Source organism: Rhodospirillum sp. A1_3_36 (genome assembly GCF_047263945.1).
GTDB lineage: Bacteria > Pseudomonadota > Alphaproteobacteria > Rhodospirillales > Rhodospirillaceae > Rhodospirillum.
Map to the genome: position 1 here is coordinate 100,536 of NZ_JBLAVB010000004.1, position 20,665 is coordinate 121,200.

Below are 20,665 nucleotides of genomic sequence, written 5' to 3' on the forward strand. Positions count from 1 at the left end.
CGTGATTTATCCACAAAAAAAACCTTCCGATGGCTGGTCTTTATTTTCGAGCAATGTCACGTCCGGATCGGACAAGGCGCCGTTGGCCAATTTGGAGAATATTTTTTTATAACAGTGCGTTATGGTGAAATGGGAGTGAGCGAAAAAGGACAGGGTGTTTTTGCGGGATGCGCACGAAACACAAGCAGCCCTTGTGAGGACGGCTTCGATCTCGATGGAGGGGGCGCAGGTCTTGTAATGGCAGGCGGAGAAGCTCAGGCACAGATCGCCGCGCGACTATGGCTCTGTTTTTGTTATAGACACCGGCCACTCGGGCTTTGGCTCTTCCGGACATCGGCTATCCCGATCCATGATACTGCCCAGTCTTTCTCATTTACCGCGCGGATAATGTGAGATGCGAGGCGGTCATACCATGGCGTATTTCCACAATTGACTCATGGAATGGTCCGCCGGAGTGAAACGGGGGCGGGGGGGAATCATGACCAACGGGGGGGGCGCCCTTCCAGATCGGCTGAGGGATCAGCATCGGCACCAATAGACCGGGACGCCCCGCCAAATGTCGGTGCCGCCGGCTCATACCAAGGTGCGGTGAGTTTGCCTCACCGCACCTTGGAAGCGGCCAAGTGGCCGCCGCGCCTTATGGCGCGTAAAAGCCCGCCTGGCGTTTGAACGCAAGAAAAGCGGCGTGGGTTTAAACCCGCGCCGCTTGGTATAAAGTGCTCCAAGATCAAATTGGGCCACTTCTTGGCTCCATTTGGCCAAGACAGCACTCTAAAATCGATACAAATAGAGGGAAAGGGGATCAGCTTGACTGAAGCTGATCCCCTTTCCCTCTAGGTACGGAAGATATGAACGCCGTCGAGATTGAAGAGGCCATACCCAAATGCGCCGAACAGCCGTTCGATATCGATGACTTGATCTCAAACGAGACGTTGGTCTGCGACCACACCGATTTCCCGAATCATTGCGACGTCTTCCTGCTCCTGGCGGGCATCGCCACGATCAAGCAGAACAGGGTCCCCCGAAGTCTTCGCGATGCCCCCCTACTTCAACGGCACCGCCGCTTCGGGAGCCAAACAGCGGAAGGTCAGGCTTTCCTGGATGTACAGGGTCACGGTCTTGGCATCGTGGCTGGTATAGCCGATGGAGAAATCCCGGCCCACAGTCAGCTCGAAGTCGCCGCCGCGGGTGCTCATCAGCATGCCGCCCTCGACACCGGGAGCCCAGACGATAGCGCCATCAACCATGCGCTTGATGTAGGTCAGCATGGGGTAGCCCTGGGCTGCCGGGGTTTCCATCAGCTCCTGATACAACCCCTTGCTCAACACCAGGGCATAGGGGCCGTCCACCCCCGCCTCGCGCAGGGTCGAGAGGGCCTTGGCGAGCACGCCCGGGAAGTCCTTCAGGTCCTTGGGTAGCTTCACCGCATGGTCCTTGGCGGCCTCGGCGATGCCTTCGATGCCGCCCTCGGAGAAACCGTGGAAGACGGCCTTGTCCTCGGCCATGGCGATGGCGCGGGCGGCTTCCATCACCGGCTCCAGATCCGCGTCATCGGCGCCCCGGGCGATGGCGTCCATCTCGTCGCGCTTCAGGGTGAAGGGAACACACAGTTCGATCAGCGGCTGGACGGTGCGGGTGCTGGCGCTCACGCCCTCGACGGGGCCGGTCTTCAGGGCCTTGGCCCGGCCCAGGTCCACGGCGGAGGCGCTCCAGCCCAGGGGGCCCTTGAAGTCCGCCACTTTTCGCGCGGCCAGGGTGACGGTCAGAGCCCGCTTGGCCTCCGCCTCGATTTCGGTCCAGGCATCGGCGCAAAGGGGGGCCAGGTCGCGCATCAGGTCGTTCATGGGAGTCCTCGTTTCGTCTTCTATCGGTTCGGTCTGTTGGATCAGCGGGTCTTCTGGAAGGCTCGCTCACCCCTTGAGGGAGCCAATGCCCAAGGAGCCATCGTTGGAGGGGCCAATTTCCTCGGTTCCCGGACCGGGCTCGGCGGTACCTTCCTCGACATCCAGAATGTTGCCCTCGGTAAACAGGTAGGTTTTGAGATTCTCATCCCATCCCGCGTCGTGGCGCCTCAGCCATTCCAGGGTCATGGCCGCGTGTTCCTTCTCCTCGTCGCGGTTGTGCTCAAGGATGGCGCGCAGTTCGGGGTCGGAGCAGGCCTCAGCGCGCTGGTCGTACCAATCCACGGCCTCCATTTCCTCCATAACCGAGACGATCGCCCGGTGGCGGTTCATGGTGCTTTCGGAGAGTTTCTCCAGGGGTTCATGGAAGCCATCACTTGATTGACCCATTGACTTACATCTCCTTGCATCGGATGAGCGGGATAGGGTGTGGTTAAAACGATCAAATCGGCCTTTTGGTTCCAATGTTCCGGAACAAAATCTGCTGTCATGCTCCGTCAAGGCCCCGTAGCTTCGCCGCAGCCTCGGGCGTGTCCACGTCCATCAGCACCCCGGCGCCCTCCGCCAGGGCATCAACGGGGACTTCCACCACCTCGGCGCCGTGGGCCTGGATGACGGGCCGGGCGCCCCGATCGCCTTCGACCTCCAGGATTTCCGGGATGAAGCGGGCGTCGAACAGGGCCGGATTGCCGCGCGCGCCGCCGAAGGTGGGCAGGCAGATGGAGCGCCCCTCCCCCGGATCAAAGGCCGCGACCAGACGCTTGAGGATACGCGGCGAAATCCCCGGCATATCCCCCAGACAAACCGCGACAGCGTCCAATCCCCCGGGCAATGTCGAAAGCCCCAGTTTCAGCGAGGAGGACAACCCCCGGGCCGGATTGGGGTTCTCCACGAAGGTCAGGGCCCGGCCCTCCAGGGCGGCGCGGACCTCTGGCCCCCGGTGGCCGACAACGGCGATGGCCGCCACCGGACCAAAGGCCAGGGCGGCATCGGCCACATGGGCCACCAGGGGTTTTTCCCGCCAGTCGAGCAACAGCTTGTTCGCCCCGCCCATGCGGCTGGACAGCCCGGCAGCGAGCAGCACCACGCCCACCCGGGGGGCGCCCGGCACCGCGGGATGGGCTTCGGCCACCCGGGGACGGGGGCGCTCGGCCACTTCCTTGAGCAAGCCCCCCACGCCCATGGCCATGATCTCCCGCCCGGTGGCGGGCAGGTTGGCACAGAGGCGATCCAGCACCCAATCAAAGCCGTTCATGGCCGGGGAGCGCGCACAGCCAGGCAGGCCCAGGACGGCGGTATCTCCGGCCCGCCCCAGCATCAACAGATTGCCCGGATCCACGGGCATCCCCAGGTGTTGGACCACACCGCCCGCAAGGCGCAGGGCTTCGGGGATGACATCGCCGCGGTCGACGATGGCCGAGGCCCCGGCAACGGCCAGAATGTCCGGAGGGTCCTCCGCCAAAACCGAGGACAGGACCCCTGCCAGCTCTGCGGCATCATGGGCGCAGCGGTGCTCCCCCACCAGGGCACCGCCAAGGGATGCCATGCGGTCCGCCGTGACCCGGACGGTCTTGTCGAGCATTTTGTCTGCCGTATCGGACAGGCGGGTTTGCACCAGAACCAGCCGCTTGGGATGGAAGGCAGCACCCACCAGGGGAGCCTCCCCCTCCCCCGCCCCTGCCAAGGCTTCGGCCTCGGCCACGACAGCTTCGGGCAGGGCAAAGGGGATGACCTTGACCGTTGCCACCATGCGTTTGGGGGTCAGTCGGGCGAAGGGCGGAAGGGTGGCCACCGTCAGCCCCTCGTGCAGCCCATTCAACCGCTCCAGGCGCGCCCGATCCAGGGAGAGAACCCCATCCACGGCAGAGAACAGGTTGGCTCGGCCCGTGAAGGGCTCCCCCGCTTCCAGCCCTGGTCCTTGGAGGGCGGCGGCTATGCGCTGGGCCGCGCGGTCCTCATGCAGATCGCCGGGTTCCAGCCGCGCGGCCACCACCGCCTCCAAGCCCTGGTCCCTAAGCAGGGCAATGTCCGCAACGGTCAGGACGGCCCCCTTGCGCAGCCGCTTGCCCATCACCGCCTGGGCATGGGCGAGAATCGCGCCCTCGGCCTCTTCGAGCGGGGTGGGGCCGAAAATCACGAACCGTTTCCGGTGTTTGACCCAGAACCAGTGCCCCCCTTGGATCCCCGCAGGGCCAGGGTCATCTGGGCCATAACCGAGACGGCAATTTCGGCGGGAGAAATTGCCCCAATGTCCAAACCGGCCGGAGCGGCCAATCGCGCCAACCGGTCCGCCTCCAGAACCGGGGAGAGGCGCTCCACCCGGGCGGCGTGGGTTTTTCGGCTGCCGAGCGCGGCCACATAAAAGGCCTCGGAACGCAAGGCCTCCACCAAGGCGGGGTCATCGATCTTCGGATCATGGGTCAGCACGACAACGGCAGTCCGTCTATCAGGTGGATCCCGCTTCAACAGGTCCTCGGGCCAGCCCCGGACCAAATCGACAGCGGGGAAGCGGGCTTCCGTCGCCCAGGCCCGGCGGGGGTCGGTCACGGTGACCGCATAACCGCAGAGCGCCGCCATGGGCGCCAGGGACTGGGCAATATGCACCGCGCCGACGATGATCAGCCGCAGGGGGGGATTGAAGGGGCGAAGGAAGATTTCCCCCTCCACCGTCGCCAAGGTGCGGGCCTTATCCGACACCAGGGACTCTTCCGCCGCAGCCAAAAGGGCGGCGTCGGTGTCCAGGGTGCCCTGGGTCCGGAGGCCATCCACCAACAGGGCTTGAGCCCCCCCGGGAAGGGCCGTGGCCAGAACCACCCGGCGTTTTTCCGCCCGGGCGGCGTTCAAGGCATCGAGTAGCAGGCGATCCATTCAGCTTTCCTCCGCCTTCCGCCGCCAAGCGGCCATATCGGCGCGATGGCTGGCCTCTCCCTCTCCCAGCGCACGGGCAAGGTCGGCGAGACTCGCCAGATTGTGGACCGGGCAATGGGCGTGCACATGGCGAACCAGCGCACGCGCGCCCCGGGCCTTCGGCGCATAGGCATCGTATCTAAGAAGCGGATTGAGCCACATCAATGACCGGCAGGAGCGGGAGAGCCGTGCCACTTCCGCATCCAGTTCGCCGGGGTCATCCCGTTCCAGGCCGTCGGTGATCAGCAGGACCACCGCCCCCTGCCCCAGAACGCGCCGGGACCAATCGCGGTTGAAGCTGCGCAAGCAAGCGGCAATGCGGGTGCCGCCAGACCAATCCTCCGCCGCCTTGGAGACATTGGCCACCGCAAGGTCCGGATCCTTGTGGCGCAGCGGTCGGGTGACATTGGTCAACCGCGTGCCGAACAGGAAGACATGCATCCGATCCCGATCCTCGGACAGCCCGACGATGAAATGAAGCAGGATCCGGGCATAGCGCTCCATCGAGCCGGAAATGTCGCAGAGCACCACCAGGGGCGGTCGGATTTTGCGGGCGCGGCGGAAGCGGGGGCGCTCCAACTCGCCCCCCCGCCGAGCCATGGCCCGCAGGGTCGCCCGGGGGTCAGGGCGGTCGCCTGCGGGATCCGGACGGAAGCGGCGGGTGCGCATCTCGTCGACGGGCAGAACCAGGGTGCGGGCGACCCGCTTGGCCTGTTCGAACTCGGCGCCGGTCATCCGCTCGAAATCCTTGGTGGACAGCACCTCCGTCGGCGACATGGTCAGCGCCGCGTCCAGTTCCACTTCTTCGCTGTCCCGGGTCTCGTCCTCTTCCTCTGGCGGCGGAGGGGGGCGGTCCTTGGTCAGGGCCTCGGCCACCCGGGGCAGCAGCCCATTATCCGGGGCCAGTCCTTCCTCCCCCCGCATGGTGGGCAGAAGCATGGCCATCATGCGTTCGAGGATATCCGGATTGCGCCAGAACATGTGGAAGGCTTGATCGAAGACCTCCCGTTGGTCGCGCTTGGTGATGAAGACGGAATGGAGGACCCAATAGAAATCGCGCCGGTTCATGATCCCGGCCCGGTCCAGGGCCTCAAGAGCTTCCAATACCCGACCCGGCCCCACGGGGAGTCCGGCTTCGCGCAGGATCCGGGCGAAATGCATGACGTTTTCTGCCAGCCGCCCTCCGCCCTCGCCCGACCCGAGAATATTCGCACCAACGCGGGTGGAGAGGTCACCCGTTGGCTTGTCTGCCCCGGCCTGTCCCGCCGCCCTGTCCCCTGCGGGTGTCATCGCAGGGCGTCTTCCTGGGCGAGATCGGCCTTGACCTCAGCCAAAACCCGAGCCGCCTCGGAGCCCCGCAGACGGGCAATGTCATCCTGGTACTTCAGCAGGGCGCCAAGCGTATCGTTGATGGTCTGCGGATCAAGCGCCAGCCGGTCCAACTGCATGAGCGCCTGGGCCCAATCGATGGTCTCGGCCACACCGGGCAGCTTGAACAGGTCCATCCCGCGGATTTTCTGGATGAAGGCCACGATCTGCCGGGACAGGGCCTCCGGCGCGTTGGGGGCCTTGACCTTGAGGATCTCCAACTCCCGCTCGGCGCTGGGATAGTCCACCCAGTGATAGAAGCAGCGGCGTTTCACCGCATCGTGGATCTCCCGCGTGCGGTTCGACGTAAGAATCACCAGGGGCGGCTGCTCGGCTTTGATCACCCCCAATTCAGGAATGCTGACCTGATGGTCGGCGAGGACCTCCAACAGAAACGCCTCGAAGGGTTCATCGGCCCGGTCGAGTTCGTCGATCAACAGCACCGGCGGCCCCTCCGCATGGGATTCCAGGGCGCGCAGGATCGGCCGCTTGATCAGGAAGCGTTCGGAAAACAGATCCGCCTCCAGCGCCGCCTTGTCTCCCCCCGTGGCCTCGGTCATGCGGATTTCCAGCATCTGCCGGGCATAGTTCCATTCATAGACAGCCTGGGAGAGATCCAACCCCTCGTAGCATTGCAGGCGAACGAGGCTCCGGCCCAGAGTGGCCGACAGAACCTTGGCGATCTCCGTCTTGCCCGTGCCCGCCTCGCCTTCCAGGAACAGGGGGCGGCCCATGGAAAGCGACAGAAACAGGGCCGTGGACAGAGACCGCTCTGAGACATAGCCCCCCTTGGCGAGCAGGGCCTGGGTCTCGTCGATGGAGGTGGGGAGGGGGGATGTGGGACAAGAGGTCATGGCGGGATCCAGCTTTGTGTGAACGTCCCTTTCACGCTAAAGAATGCACGTTTTTCTATTTTCCGTTTTGTCCCTTTTACTTTTGTCATCCCCGTGAAAACGGGAATGACGACGTAAAAATTCTCAGATGGAAACAAAGAAACGTGACCCCCTATGCGCTTTTGCGGGGATGACGATGAACATGGGGATAGCGTTGGAAGACCCCGGAAAAGCCGGGGCGCCCCTTTCGGAAGCGCCCCGGTTCACGCAGATCAGGCGCAGTCGGCAACCGCGCGCTTGGCCATGACCTTGATCAGGTTCGCCCGGTAGGCAGCATCCCCGTGGATGTCCACGTTCAGTCGGTCCGGAGAGACCGTTACACCGTCGATGGCCTCGGGCGCAAAATTAGCCGAAAGGGCCTCTTCCATGTCCGTCTGGCGGAAGACTCCATCCTGACCGGCACCGGTCACCCCCACCCGGACGCCTGCCGCAGTCTTGGCCACGAAGACGCCAACCAGGGCATAGCGGCTGGCGGGCTGGTCAAACTTCTTGTAGGCCGCCTTTTCCGGTACGGGGAAACGCACGGCGGTGATGATCTCGCCTTCATCCAGGGCCGTTTCGAACAGGCCGGTGAAGAAGTCTTCCGCCGCGATTTCCCGATTGGTGGTAACGATGGTTGCCCCAAGGGCCAGACAGGCCGATGGGTAGTCCGCTGCCGGATCGTTATTGGCAATGGAGCCGCCAATGGTGCCCCGGTTGCGCACAGCCGGGTCGCCTATGCTTCCGGCGAGGCCAGCCAGGGCCGGAAGGACGCCCTTGACCTCAGCGGAGTTGGCGACGGTGTCGTGTTTGGTCATGGCCCCGATGGTCACCACCCCGTCCGAGACGGAGATCCCCTGCAGATCCGCACAATCGCGCAGATCCACCAGTTCCCCCGGCATGGCCAGGCGCTGCTTCAGGGTGGGGATCATGGTCATGCCCCCAGCAATGATCTTGGCGTCTTCATTGGCCTTCAGCAGGGCTCCGGCGTCGGCGACGGAACCCGGTCGGTGATACTCGAATGCATACATCTGTTTCGTCCTTTTCCGTCGTCGCTTATTCGGCGGCCTGGGCAGGCTTGGCGGCCTGGATGGCAGCCCAGACCTTGGCCGGGGTGGCAGGCATGGAGATATCCGTCACGCCCACATCCAGCAGGGCGTCCAGCACCGCATTGATCACCGAAGGCGGGCTACCGATGGCGCCCACCTCACCGCAGCCCTTCACCCCGAGGGAGTTGTGGGTGCATTCGGTAACGCAGTTGTCCACCTTGAAGCTGGGGAAGGCATCGGCCCGGGGCATGGCATAGTCCATATAGCTGCCTGTGACGATCTGGCCGCTCTCGTCGTAGATGCATTCCTCCAGCAGGGCCTGACCGATACCCTGGGCGAGGCCGCCATGGATCTGCCCATGGACGATCATCGGATTGACCACATTGCCCACGTCGTCCACCGCCGTCATGCCCACAACCTGGGTGACTCCAGTGTCCGGATCCACTTCCACTTCGCAGATGTGGCAGCCGCCCGGATAGGTGAAGTTCATCGGGTCGTAGAAGGCCTGCTCCTCCAACCCCGGCTCCAGTTGGTCATGGGGGAAGTTGTGGGGGACATAGGCGGTCAGCGCCACCTGAGCAAAGGGCATGGCCTTATCCGTGCCCGCCACGGTGAAGACGCCGTCCTTGAAGTCCACGTCCTCGACCGCCGTTTCCAGCACATGGGCGGCGATCTTGCGGGCCTTTTCAACGACCTTGTTCATGGCCTTCATCAAGGCCTCGCCGCCGACGGCCAGGGAGCGGGATCCGTAGGTTCCCATGCCGAAGGGTACCTTGTTGGTATCCCCGTGGCTGATCTCCACATTCTCAAGCGGGATCCCCAGGGTGTCGGAGACGAGCTGGGCGAAGGTGGTCTCGTGGCCCTGGCCGTGGCTATGGGAGCCGGTGAAGATGGTTACCCCACCAGTTGGATGGACCCGCACGACGGCGCTTTCGAACAGCCCGGCCCGGGCCCCGAGGGAGCCCACCACCGCAGAGGGGGCGATACCGCAGGCTTCCACATAGGTGGAATAGCCCAGACCCCGCAGTTTGCCGCGCTTGGCCGCCTCGGCCTTGCGGGCAGGGAAGCCCTTCACATCAGCCATTTCCTCGGCCCGGTCCAGGGTCGCGAAGTAATTGCCGCTGTCATATTGCAAAGCCACCGGCGTCTGATAGGGGAAGGCATCTGTGGGGATGAAGTTCTTCCGGCGGATCTCCACCCGGTCCATGCCCATTTCCCGGGCGGCCTTGTCGACAATGCGCTCAATCAGATAGGTGGCCTCGGGCCGTCCAGCGCCCCGGTAGGCGTCCACCGGCACTGTGTTGGTAAAGTAGCTCTTCACATTGCAATGGATGGCCGGGGTCTTGTACACGCCCGCCAGCAAGGTGGCGTAAAGATAGGTGGGCACAGAGGTGGCGAAGGTCGACAGGTAGGCGCCCATATTGGCTTTGGTCTCGACCTTGAAGCCCAGGAAGGTTCCGTCCTTGTCCATGGCCAGTTCCGCATGGCTCACATGGTCGCGGCCATGGGCGTCGGACATGAAGCTTTCCGAGCGTTCCGCCGTCCATTTGATGGGACGCCCCACCTTGGGTGCGGCCCAGGTGACAATGGCTTCTTCGGCATAGTGGAAGATTTTGGAGCCAAAGCCGCCGCCCACGTCAGGGGCAACCACCCGCAACTTGTGCTCGGGGATATTGAGGACAAAGGCCCCCATCAGCAGCCGGATCACATGGGGGTTCTGGCTGGTGGTGTAAAGGGTGTATTCCCCCGTGCCCTTGTCGAACTCACCGATACAGGCCCGGGGCTCCATGGCGTTGGGGATCAAGCGGTTGTTGGTCACATCGATCTTGGTGATGTGGTGGGCCTTGGAGAAGGCCTCGGCCACCGCCGCAGCGTCCCCAATCTCCCAGTCGTAGCAGAGGTTGCCCGGAACCTCGTCATGGACCAGCGGCCCGGTCGCGGCGGAGGCCACGGACACGGTCGCGGGCAGTTCTTCGTAATCGACCTCGATCAGTTCGGCGGCGTCCTTGGCTTGCCCCAGGGTCTCCGCAACGATCAGGGCGACCTGATCACCCACGTGGCGCACCCGATCCACCACCAGAGGCGGATGGGCCGGTTCGTTCATGGGGGACCCATCGATCTGGGTGATCAGCCAGCCGCACGGCACGGAGCCTACGCCGTCCGCAGCCATGTCCTTGCCGGTGAAGATCGCAACGACCCCAGGAGCCTTCTCGGCCTCCGTCGTGTCAATGGAATTGATCTTGGCATGGGCATGGGTGGACCGGAGAATATATCCGTGAGTCATGCCGGGGCGACCGATATCATCCGTGTAATTGCCCCGGCCCATCAGGAACCGTTTGTCTTCCTTGCGCTTCACCGAAGCGCCAATGCCTGTCACGTTACTCATGACCTGTAACTCCCTTGGGTGCGGCCAGCCCGCGCCATCCACTCCCAGGTGGATGGGGACTTTCATGGCCGACACGGGGGCCTTGCCCCCACTGCCTGAATAGAAACCACCTGTACGGAAAACCGAGAAAAGGCGACGTGTTTTTTTTCTTATTCAGCCGCCGCCTTGCCCGCCGCACGCATGCGTGCCGCGCCGTCCTTCACCGCTTCCACGATGTTATGGTAGCCGGTGCAGCGACAGATGTTTCCGCCCAGCCACTGGCGGATTTCCGCCTCGCTCGGGTCGGGGTTGGTTGAGACCAAATCGACCGCGCTCATCACCATGCCGGGGGTGCAGAAGCCACATTGCAGACCGTGCTGTTCGCGGAAGGCTTCCTGCATGGGGTGCATGGTCTCGCCGCTGGCCATACCCTCAATGGTGGTCACGGACGCCCCGTCAGCCATCACGGCCAGCATGGTGCAGCTTTTCACGGACCGGCCATCCACATGGACCACGCAGGCCCCGCATTGGCTGGTGTCACACCCCACGTGGGTGCCGGTGAGCAACAGGTTTTCTCTCAGGAACTCGACCAGCAGCATGCGGGCATCCACCTCGCCCGAAACCTGCTTACCGTTGACAGTCATGGAGACCGTGGGCATGCGTAAACCTCCCTGCGCGCGACTGTTTCGCGATTGAACTCTTCTTTGAATAGCCTTGGCGACTCACCAAGGCCAAGCTCAGGAACAGAAGGATGTCTGGCGCGGCGGATCTTCCTCGCCTCCCTCTCCCTCGTATCCGGCCCAACCCGGAGACCACAGAATTGGGCATTTTGCACCGACTTGTCCACTGTGGCTTTCGGGTATTTTCATGACGCAATGCGGCATTTTTCGATCTCGCCCCTCTCGTCGCGAGGACCCGACCGAAGGCCCGGCCCTAACCCTTGCCCTGGCCCTTGCCCTGGCCCTTGCCTTGGCTGAACCAAGAAACCATCTTGAAACCATTGCCCTATTCGGAGCCCGACGCCATGCCCGACCAAACCACCCCGCTTTCCGATGCCGACCCCCATACCCAGGCCCAGGGCTGGGCGCAGGAGGGGCGCGCGGTCGCCCTGGCCACGGTCGTCTCCACATGGGGCAGTTCCCCCAGACCGGCAGGCAGCGCCCTGGCCATTGACGGAGATGGCGCCTTCGTCGGCTCCGTCTCCGGTGGTTGCATTGAGGGGTCGGTGATCCGCGAGGCCCTGGAGGTTATGGAAGACGGCGCCCCCCGGATGCTCTCCTTCTCGGTGTCCAGCGAGCAAGCCTGGGAGGTGGGTTTGTCCTGCGGCGGCGAGGTCCGGGTGTTCGTGGAGAAAGTGGCGTGACCGAAGAAAACGACGCCACCGCAGGCGCGGATGCCCTGTTCAACGCCGCCATCATGGCCGCAGCGAAACGGGCGGAGGATCTCCCCATCGAGGCCCCGGACCTGCATGTGCACCGGGACAACCCCTTCTGCGGGGACGAGGTGACCATCGATCTGAGTTATGACGAGACAGGGAAAGTGGCCCGGATCCACGCCAAGGCCAGAGGCTGCCTGCTTGTCCAGGCGGCCACCGGCGCATTGGCCGAGGCGGCCCCCGGCCATGCCCCCGAAGCCATCGCAGAGGCCGCAGGGGCCTTGCGCGCGCTGCTGAAGGAGGGCGCGCCGCCGCCTGAGGCTCCCTTTGCGGATTTGGCCATGTTCACCCCGGTTGCCCCGACGAAAAGCCGCCACTCCTGCGCTCTTCTGCCTTTCGAAGCCATCGAGAAGGCATTGAAAAAGGTTTGAGCGCCTTTTCCGCCCCCTCTCCTGACAAAAAGGGTCCATCCATGTCTATTTCCGGTCATTGCCTCTGCGGTGCCGTGACAATCTCCACAACCGCTGACCCGGTGTTTTCGGCCAATTGCCATTGCACCGACTGCCGTCACTCTACGGGTGCGGCCTACGCGACCTTGCTGTTCTTCAAGGAAGATGACGTCAGCATTACCGGCGACAGGGCGACCTTTTCCCACCCCTCGGACCGGGGCACGACCTTGACCAAATCCTTCTGCCCCAAATGCGGAAGCCCCATTGCGAGCCAGAATACTGCCCGACCTGGGATGATCGGCATCCGCGCCGGGCAGATTGACCAGCCCGAGGCCATCAAACCCGAACGCAACGTCTTCCTCGACAGCAAGCTTCCCTCGACTCCCATCGACGAGTCGTTGGAAGGCAGCCCCCGCATGCCCGGTTAAGACAAAGCCCGGTCCAGTGGTCGCCCCTTCCAGAAAAAAGAGGGGCCCGGGGACATCGTCCCCGGCTAGAGCGGAATGAGGAAAAGTGTGTGCGGTTTTCCGTCTCATTCCGCTCTAACTATATGATTTAGATCACGTTTATGAAATCAGGTCGGACAGACCTGATTTCATAAACGTGATCTGGGTTTGGGCGAGAGCCCAAGGGGCCGCTGTCCCTACAGCACCAACCGAAAGAGCTGTCCCTACAGCACCAACCGAAAGAGCTGTGCCTACAGCACTAACCGAAAGAAATGCGTATCGATGGCCATACGCGGGAAGTGGGGCGGCAGATGGTCGGGCTCCACGGGCGTAAACCCCTCGCGGGCATAGAAGGCGCGGGCGGCTTCCAGGACGGCGACGGTGCCGAGCAGGATCTCCGAGAACCCGTTCTCCCGGGCGTGGGCGATGGCCGCATCCAGAAGGGCCCGGGAAACGCCTTTGGCTTTTCCCCGGTGGTCCTTGGCGACGAACATCTTTCGCAGCGCGGCCAGACCTTCGCCGCAATCGATCAGGGCGACGGTGCCCGCAAGGTCTCCCGAGGGGCCTTGCACACCGGGGGCCTCGGCGACGAGGAAGCAGCCCTTGCCCTGGAAATAGGTGCCGGGCACGTCGAGCAGATCCGGTTGATCGGCCAGCGTGATGGGAATACCGAACTCGCCGGTCTGGATGGTCAGGATCAGGGCCGGAACGGCGTCGCGGTCCCGTTCCAGGTCATAGGGACGGACGGTCGCGGTCATGTCAGAGGTCCACTCTCGGTTTCAGGAGCATGGGGCCGTAGATGGCGAGAAAGAACAGATGCGCCAGAATCCACAGACCGGCGGCCCCATGCAAGACAGGAATGCCCAGTTCGGGAATGAGGGCAGCCAGCACGCGCAAGATCACCGAGGCGAGGGCCAGCGCATACATGATCATCGTTCCGAGGCCCACCTTCAGGGGCCTCCCCGTGTGGCCCAGGGTGGCCCGGGACATGACGCCCAGGATCATGATGGCGAAGGCGCCGCCTCCCAGGGCGTGGGAGGCGGCGGCGGCAGGCACCCAGCCCAGTTGCGCCGCGCCGAGTAGGAGCAGGCCGATGGGCAGCCAGAGGTACCCCAGATGGAGGACTGCCATCAGCGGATCCGACAGGGTTGCGAGGCCCCGCCAACGGCTGAGGCGGATCAGGTGGAGAATACCCGCAGCCAGAGCCAGCAGGCCGGTCACCGCGTTGTCCGATGGGAGCAGGACCCAGGCGGCGACCGTGGCGGCCAGCAGGGCCATTGCGCCCTTGTCCACCCTGCCGAATTCGGGCGGAAGCGGGATCATGTTCCGGCTTTTGAGCCAATTGCGGGTGAAGTTCGGCGTCACACGGCCGCCGACCAGCCCGATCATCAGGGCGAAGATCCCGAGGGCCAGGGCGCGCGCCTGTTCCGACAGATCCCCCAACCCCAGAGGGGCGGCATGGTGCAGGGCCGAGGCCACGGCCAGCAGTAGGACCAGCAGGGCCACCACCAGGTTCTTCTTCTTGCCTGCGCTAAGGCAGGCCTTGGCCGTCCACAGGGCGAGCAGCAGGGGGAAAGACACGTCGATTACGGCGGCGACCAGGGGCGAGAGCATCTCGGAGGTCAGGACCGTGATCCGGCCCAGCAACCAGACGGCGGCCAGCCCCAGCAGGGCGCCGCCTCGGACGGGGGGCTCTCCGGTCCAACTGGGGACGGCGGTCAGCAGGAACCCGGCCAATGCTGCGCTGGCATAGCCGAACAGCATTTCATGGACATGCCAGTCCAAGGGGGCGAAGGCCGTGGGCAGATCGATGACCCCCATCCAATAGGGCAGCCACAGCAGCATGGGCAGAATCGCCCAAAGGGCCGCTCCCAGGAAAAAGGGCCGCAGCCCCATGTCAAGCAAGGGAACGCGGGCCAAGCATGCCTCAATGGGGGCGGAGTCAGACAGCGATGTGTCGGCCATGGGGGTACTCCGGTCATGGGGCGGCACAAATGATGCGCCCAATTTGCATGATTGGGGGATCCCCCTGTCCTACGCCTGATCCAGTGCTCTTGTCCAGTCGGTGGAATGGGGCATGGTCATTAGGCGAAGCCCGCTTTTAGCGGGCGACTGGGCCATTGAGGCCCCGCGAAACGTCAGTGGAGCGTAAGCCAAGCCGTCGAAGACGGCGCCCGGCGTTTGAGGGTTGGGGAAAAAGCAGGGCAAACGGGTTCAGCCGATTGCCCTGGGGAACGGGTTGCTTGCGCTGGACGGACAGGCGCCCCAAATCTTGGGTGCCCATAGTCCCACTGAAAGCCCCCCGTTTTGAGAAAACACCCCACCGAAATGCCGCCCCCCACACCGGAGGGGGTGAGCAAGGATTGGCGTATTATTGGACGTCTGCTGCCCCACCTTTGGCCCCGGAACGAACCGGGGCTGAAGCTTCGGGTCCTGCTCGCCATCGGTCTGTTGATCGCGGCGAAGGTCTCCAACGTCTGGGTGCCTTTGTTTTATAAGGACGCCGTCGACGCTTTGTCCCTGCCCGCGACCCTGGTCGCCCTGCCGCTGGGAGTGATCCTGGCCTATGGTCTGGCGCGGGTGGGGAACCTGCTGTTCAACGAATTGCGCGACCTGATCTTTGCCCGGGTGGTGGAGCGGGCCATGCATGTGGTGGGCCTGCGGACCTTCCGGCATCTGCATGCCCTGTCCATGCGCTTCCACATGGACCGCCAGACGGGGGGGCTCTCCCGCGTGATTGAGCGGGGGACGCGGGGGATCGAGGTGATCCTGCGCCTCTTCGTCTTCCGGGCCGGTCCGGCGCTTATCGAGCTGGTCATGGTGGCGGGGATCCTCTGGTCCCTGTTCGATTGGACCTATCCTCTGGTGGTGATGGTGACCATCGCGGCCTATCTGGCCTGGACCTTCGGCATTACGGAATGGCGCCTGAGTTTCCGGCGGACCATGAACACCCATGATGCGGAAGCCAATACCAAGGCCATCGACAGCCTGATCAACTACGAGACGGTCAAGTATTTCGGCAACGAGGCTCACGAGGCCAGCCGCTTCGACAGGGCACTCACCGCCTATGAGAACGCGGCGGTAAAGTCCCATGCCTCGCTTTCTCTGCTCAACATTGGGCAGGGGGCGACGATCACCATTGGGCTGGTGATCATGATGGCCATGGCAGGCCATGGCATCGTCAAAGGCACCATGACGCCGGGTGATTTCGTCCTGGTGAATACCTATCTGATCCAGATTTTTCTGCCTTTGAATTTCCTGGGGATGGTCTATCGGGAGATCAAGCAGTCCATTGTCGATATGGAGATTATGTTCAACCTGGGTGATACGGCCCCAGAGATCGCCGATGGGCCCAACGCGTCGGCCCTGGCCCTATCCGGCGGCACCGTGCGGTTCGAGGATGTCCACTTCGGTTATGGCGCCGACCGGGAGGTCTTGAAGGGCGTGACCCTGGAGGTTCCAGCGGGCGAGACTCTGGCCATCGTCGGCTCCTCGGGGGCGGGGAAAAGCACCATCGCCCGGCTGCTCTTCCGCTTCTACGAGGTGACCGGGGGCCGGGTGACCATCGACGGCCAGGACATCCGCACCGTCACCCAGGACAGCCTGCGCCGGGCCATCGGGGTTGTTCCTCAGGATACGGTCCTGTTCAACGATTCCATCGGCTATAACATCGCCTATGGTCGCCCCGATGCCCCTTGGGAGGAGGTGGAGCGAGCCGCCAAGCTGGCCTCCATCCACGATTTCGTCATGGGGCTACCAGAGGGCTATGCCTCCAAGGTGGGGGAGCGCGGGTTGAAGCTCTCGGGTGGGGAGAAGCAGCGGGTGGCCATCGCCCGGACCATTCTCAAGGACCCGGGGATCCTGATCTTTGATGAGGCCACAAGCCAGCTCGACAGCCATACGGAGAAGGACATCCAGGCCGCGTTGGCCCGGGTGTCGACGGGGCGGACAACCCTGATCATTGCCCACCGTCTCTCGACGGTGATCCATGCCAACAAGATTGTTGTGCTTGATGGGGGCAAGGTGGTGGAACAGGGCACCCACACCGGGTTGCTCGCCGCCGAGGGGCGCTATGCCACCCTGTGGCACAAGCAGCAGGAGGCGACCCGGTTGGAACATCGCCTGGAGGAAACCGTCCGGGATCCCGATACGGATGTGGAATCGCGGCATATGCCATAAATTCGGATCGTTATGGGGGGAGCGAGCGGTTTGGCATCCCTGCGAAGGGGCGATCAGGAAACTTGCATTCCCCAAGGTCACGCTTAATCTACTCCGCACTGCGCAATAAGAGTGAAACAAGAGGAATAGGGTGCATGACTCAGCCGACCGACCGCAAGATCAAGAAAATCCTGGTGGCGAACCGGGGCGAGATCGCCATCCGCGTCTTCCGCGCGGCCAACGAATTGGGGATCCGCACCGTGGCCCTGTATACGGAGGAGGACAAGCTGTCTCTCCACCGGTTCAAGGCCGACGAAAGCTATCTGATCGGCACGGGAATGGGGCCGGTGCGCGCCTATCTGTCAGTGGATGAGGTCCTGCGTATCGCCAAGCAATGCGGTGCCGATGCCATCCATCCGGGCTACGGCTTCCTGTCGGAAAACCCGGAATTCGCCGAGGCCTGCGCCAAGGCCGGTTTGATCTTTATCGGTCCCTTGCCGGAAGTCATGCGCTCCCTGGGCAACAAGGTTTCCGCCCGAGAGATGGCCGTGAAGGCCGATGTCCCCGTTATGCCCGCCACGGGCCCCCTGCCCACCCAGGACATGGCCGAGGTCGCCAAATTGGCCGAGGCTGTGGGCTATCCGGTGATGCTGAAAGCGTCCTGGGGCGGCGGGGGTCGCGGTATGCGGGTGATCAACGGCCCCGAGGAGTTGGAACGCCAGGTGATGGCCGGGCAGCGGGAAGCAGAGGCGGCCTTCGGCAACGGCGAGGTCTATCTGGAGAAACTGGTGGTCCACGCCCGCCATGTGGAAGTCCAGATCCTCGGTGACACCTACGGCAATATCGTCCATCTGTTCGAGCGGGATTGCTCCGTCCAGCGGCGTAACCAGAAAGTCGTCGAGCGCGCCCCCGCCCCCTATCTGACCCAGGAACAGCGGGACGAGGTCTGCGGTGCGGCCCTGCGTTTGGCCCGGGCGGCGGGCTATTCCTGTGCGGGTACCACCGAGTTTCTGATGGACGCCGACACCGGCGCCTTCCATTTCATCGAGGTGAATCCCCGCATTCAGGTGGAGCATACGGTAACCGAGGAGGTTACCGGTATTGATATCGTCAAGGCGCAGATCAAGATCTGCGAAGGCGGTCATATCGGCAACGTTGATGAAACCGGTGTCCCCGCCCAGGCGGATATCACCCTGTCCGGCCACGCCATCCAATGCCGGGTCACCACCGAGGATCCGGAGGCCAACTTCATCCCGGACTATGGCCGCATCACCGCCTATCGCGGGGCCACAGGCTTCGGCATTCGGCTGGATGGCGGCACAGCCTATTCGGGTGCCGTCATTACCCGCTATTACGACAGCCTGTTGGAGAAGGTGACGGCCTGGGCACCGACGCCCAAGGAAGCCATCGCCCGCCTGGACCGCGCCCTGCGCGAATTCCGCATTCGGGGTGTGGCCACCAACCTGGCCTTCGTTGGCAACCTGATCAACCATCCGAAGTTCCAGGACGCCAGTTACACCACCCGCTTCATCGACCAGACGCCGGAACTGTTCCACTTCACCAAGCGGCAGGACCGGGCGACCAAGCTGTTGCGCTTCATCGCCGACGTCTCGGTGAACGGCAACCCTGAGGTCAAGAACCGCCCCCTGCCGCCCGCCGGTCCGGCGCCCCGGGTGCCGATGGTCCTCGCCCAGGAGCCGCCCAGGGGCACCAAGCAGCTGCTGACCGAGTTGGGTCCCAAGGGCTTTGCCCAATGGATGCTCGACCAGAAGCGGGCATTGATCACCGACACCACCTTCCGCGACGCCCACCAATCGCTGCTGGCGACCCGCATGCGGTCCCATGACATGATCCAGGTGGCCGATGTCTACGCCCGCAACCTGCCCCAGTTGTTCAGCCTGGAGTGCTGGGGGGGCGCGACCTTCGATGTGGCCATGCGCTTCCTGAAGGAATGCCCATGGGAGCGTCTGGCGGAACTGCGCAAGCGCGTGCCCAACCTGCTGTTCCAGATGCTCCTGCGCGGCTCCAACGGCGTGGGCTATACGGTCTATCCCGATAATGTGGTCCGGGCCTTTACCCTGAAGGCCGCAGAGGCCGGAGTGGATGTCTTCCGCGTCTTTGACTCCCTGAACTGGGTGGAGAACATGCGCGTCTCCATGGATGCGGTGTTGGAGACGGATAAGCTGCTCGAAGCCGTGGTTTGCTACACCGGCGACATCCACGACCCCGACCGGGCCAAATACGACCTGAAGTACTATGTCTCCATGGCCAAGGATTTGCAGAAGGCCGGGACTCATATTCTCGGCATCAAGGATATGGCGGGCCTGTGCAAACCCGCAGCCGCCAAGGCCCTGGTCAAGGCCATCAAGGAAGAAACAGGCCTGCCCGTCCACTTCCACACCCATGATACCAGCGGCCTTTCGGCGGCCAGCGTGCTTGCGGCGGTGGAGGCAGGGGCCGATGCGGTCGATGCGGCCATGGACAGCCTTTCGGGCCTGACCAGCCAGCCCTGCCTGGGCTCGATCGTCGAGGCCCTGCGGTTTGGCGAGCGGGACACGGGCCTGGAACCAGCCATCATTCGACAGGTCAGTGACTATTGGGAGGCCGTGCGCCGCCAGTATACGGCCTTCGAAAGCGATCTGCGGTCGGGCGCTTCGGAGGTCTATCTCCATGAAATGCCGGGCGGTCAGTTCACCAACCTGAAGGAACAGGCCCGCTCCATGGGCCTGGAAACCCGCTGGCACGAGGTTGCCCGGACCTATGCCGATGTGAACCAGATGTTCGGCGATATCGTCAAGGTCACCCCCAGCTCCAAGGTGGTGGGTGACATGGCCCTTTATATGGTTGGTGCGGGGTTGTCCCGGGATGACGTGGAGGATCCGGCCAAGGAGATCAGCTTCCCCGATAGCGTCGTCGGCCTGATGCGCGGCGAACTGGGGCGCCCGCCCGGCGGTTTCCCGGAGGCGCTGCAAAAGAAGGTCCTACGTGGCGAGGCGCCCTTTGCCGACCGGCCCGGCGCCTCGGTTCCTGCAGCCGACCTCGACGCCCTGCGCAAGGAGGCCGAGGACAAGGCCGAGCGGCCCCTCAGCGACGAGGAATTCCAATCCTACCTGATGTACCCCAAGGTGTTCCTCGACTACGCCAAGCAGCAGGGGGAGAACGGTCCAGTAGCGGTTCTGGCCACACCGGTCTTCTTCTATGGCATGAAGCCGGGCCAGGAGACGGCCATTGAAATCGAGCCGGGCAAGTCCCTGGTGCTGCGCCTCCAGGCTATTGGCGAGACGGACGAGGAGGGCATGGCCAAGGTGTTCTTCGAACTGAACGGCCAGCCACGCAACGTCCGCGTGCCCAATCGGGCGGTGACGAGCACCGTGGCCAGCCACGAGAAGGCCGACCCCAACAACGCCGCCCATGTGGCCGCGCCGATGCCGGGGCTGGTGTCCAGCGTGGCAGTGTCTGCGGGGCAGGTGGTAAAGGCCGGGGATATCCTGTTGACCATCGAGGCCATGAAGATGGAAACGGGGATTGCCGCCGACCGGGATGGTGTGGTGGAGCGCGTTGTCGTCTCCGCCGGGTCCCAGGTGGAGGCGAAGGACCTGCTACTGGTTTATGGGGGCTGATTGCCGGGGGCAGGAGCAGGAACACAGGTGGGGGCTTCCGCCCCCGCACCCCTGATTGGGAGGCCCGAGGGGCCTCCCAAACCCTCCCACTTTTCCGCTTGATACTTTAAGGGGTTTGACGTTGTTGGCCTGGGTCGATGGGCTGGCGGCAAGGG

16 protein-coding genes are annotated in these 20,665 nt (G+C 63.7%); 5 read left to right on the plus strand and 11 right to left on the minus strand.

Translation table 11 applies throughout. The features are described from left to right. Window positions 1-1,043: 1,043 nt before the first annotated feature. From ACLIRY_RS10930 to ACLIRY_RS10970, 9 genes are all read right to left on the minus strand, one after another. On the minus strand, window positions 1,044-1,844 hold the full coding sequence (locus ACLIRY_RS10930) for a family 1 encapsulin nanocompartment shell protein (protein WP_413205425.1): 801 nt from the start codon (window positions 1,842-1,844) through the stop codon (window positions 1,044-1,046). Between the two features lie 66 nt (window positions 1,845-1,910). Beyond that, on the minus strand, window positions 1,911-2,291 hold the full coding sequence (locus ACLIRY_RS10935) for an encapsulin-associated ferritin-like protein (RefSeq protein WP_413205426.1): 381 nt from the start codon (window positions 2,289-2,291) through the stop codon (window positions 1,911-1,913). Window positions 2,292-2,388: 97 nt separating this feature from the next. Beyond that, on the minus strand, window positions 2,389-4,038 hold the full coding sequence (locus ACLIRY_RS10940; RefSeq protein ID WP_413205427.1) for an NTP transferase domain-containing protein: 1,650 nt from the start codon (window positions 4,036-4,038) through the stop codon (window positions 2,389-2,391). Continuing rightward, on the minus strand, window positions 4,035-4,769 hold the full coding sequence (locus ACLIRY_RS10945) for an XdhC family protein (RefSeq protein ID WP_413205428.1): 735 nt from the start codon (window positions 4,767-4,769) through the stop codon (window positions 4,035-4,037). The genes ACLIRY_RS10940 and ACLIRY_RS10945 overlap by 4 nt, the downstream gene beginning before the upstream one ends. Next, window positions 4,770-6,098: a vWA domain-containing protein gene (locus ACLIRY_RS10950; protein ID WP_413205429.1), complete on the minus strand. Its 1,329-nt coding sequence runs from the start codon at window positions 6,096-6,098 to the stop codon at window positions 4,770-4,772. Continuing rightward, window positions 6,095-7,030, minus strand: coding sequence for an AAA family ATPase (locus tag ACLIRY_RS10955; protein WP_413205430.1), 936 nt, complete (start codon window positions 7,028-7,030; stop codon window positions 6,095-6,097). Before ACLIRY_RS10955 ends, ACLIRY_RS10950 begins: the two co-directional genes overlap by 4 nt. 251 nt (window positions 7,031-7,281) lie before the next feature. Beyond that, window positions 7,282-8,079, minus strand: coding sequence for an FAD binding domain-containing protein (locus ACLIRY_RS10960; protein WP_413205431.1), 798 nt, complete (start codon window positions 8,077-8,079; stop codon window positions 7,282-7,284). Between the two features lie 25 nt (window positions 8,080-8,104). Continuing rightward, a complete protein-coding gene (locus tag ACLIRY_RS10965) occupies window positions 8,105-10,483 on the minus strand; it encodes a xanthine dehydrogenase family protein molybdopterin-binding subunit (RefSeq protein ID WP_413205432.1) in 2,379 nt (792 codons plus the stop codon). Between the two features lie 149 nt (window positions 10,484-10,632). Then, the gene (locus tag ACLIRY_RS10970) at window positions 10,633-11,121 is read right to left on the minus strand and encodes a (2Fe-2S)-binding protein (protein ID WP_413205433.1); all 489 of its coding nucleotides are present in this window, start codon (window positions 11,119-11,121) and stop codon (window positions 10,633-10,635) included. 365 nt (window positions 11,122-11,486) lie between these two features. On the opposite strand from ACLIRY_RS10970, the gene ACLIRY_RS10975 reads away from it, so the two are divergent. The 3 genes from ACLIRY_RS10975 to ACLIRY_RS10985 are packed head-to-tail and all read left to right on the plus strand — an operon-like array spanning window position 11,487 to window position 12,714. Then, window positions 11,487-11,825, plus strand: a complete 339-nt coding sequence (locus ACLIRY_RS10975) for an XdhC family protein (protein ID WP_413205434.1) — start codon at window positions 11,487-11,489, stop codon at window positions 11,823-11,825. Further along, window positions 11,822-12,268 carry an iron-sulfur cluster assembly scaffold protein gene (locus tag ACLIRY_RS10980; RefSeq protein WP_413205435.1) on the plus strand — a complete coding sequence of 149 codons (447 nt, stop codon included), beginning with the start codon at window positions 11,822-11,824 and terminating at the stop codon, window positions 12,266-12,268. The genes ACLIRY_RS10975 and ACLIRY_RS10980 overlap by 4 nt, the downstream gene beginning before the upstream one ends. A gap of 41 nt (window positions 12,269-12,309) precedes the next feature. Continuing rightward, complete coding sequence (locus ACLIRY_RS10985; RefSeq protein WP_413205436.1) at window positions 12,310-12,714, plus strand: GFA family protein; 405 nt, start codon at window positions 12,310-12,312, stop codon at window positions 12,712-12,714. A 269-nt stretch (window positions 12,715-12,983) separates the two neighbouring features. Here the strand turns inward: ACLIRY_RS10985 and ACLIRY_RS10990 are convergent, their stop codons facing one another. Further along, complete coding sequence (locus ACLIRY_RS10990; protein WP_413205437.1) at window positions 12,984-13,490, minus strand: GNAT family N-acetyltransferase; 507 nt, start codon at window positions 13,488-13,490, stop codon at window positions 12,984-12,986. Between the two features lies 1 nt (window position 13,491). Next, on the minus strand, window positions 13,492-14,697 hold the full coding sequence (locus tag ACLIRY_RS10995) for an NnrS family protein (RefSeq protein WP_413205438.1): 1,206 nt from the start codon (window positions 14,695-14,697) through the stop codon (window positions 13,492-13,494). A 363-nt stretch (window positions 14,698-15,060) separates the two neighbouring features. Between ACLIRY_RS10995 and ACLIRY_RS11000 the strand changes: the two genes are divergently transcribed. Next, window positions 15,061-16,911, plus strand: coding sequence for an ABCB family ABC transporter ATP-binding protein/permease (locus ACLIRY_RS11000; protein WP_413205763.1), 1,851 nt, complete (start codon window positions 15,061-15,063; stop codon window positions 16,909-16,911). A gap of 134 nt (window positions 16,912-17,045) precedes the next feature. Further along, complete coding sequence (gene pyc, locus ACLIRY_RS11005; RefSeq protein WP_413205439.1) at window positions 17,046-20,510, plus strand: pyruvate carboxylase; 3,465 nt, start codon at window positions 17,046-17,048, stop codon at window positions 20,508-20,510. Window positions 20,511-20,665: the final 155 nt, after the last annotated feature.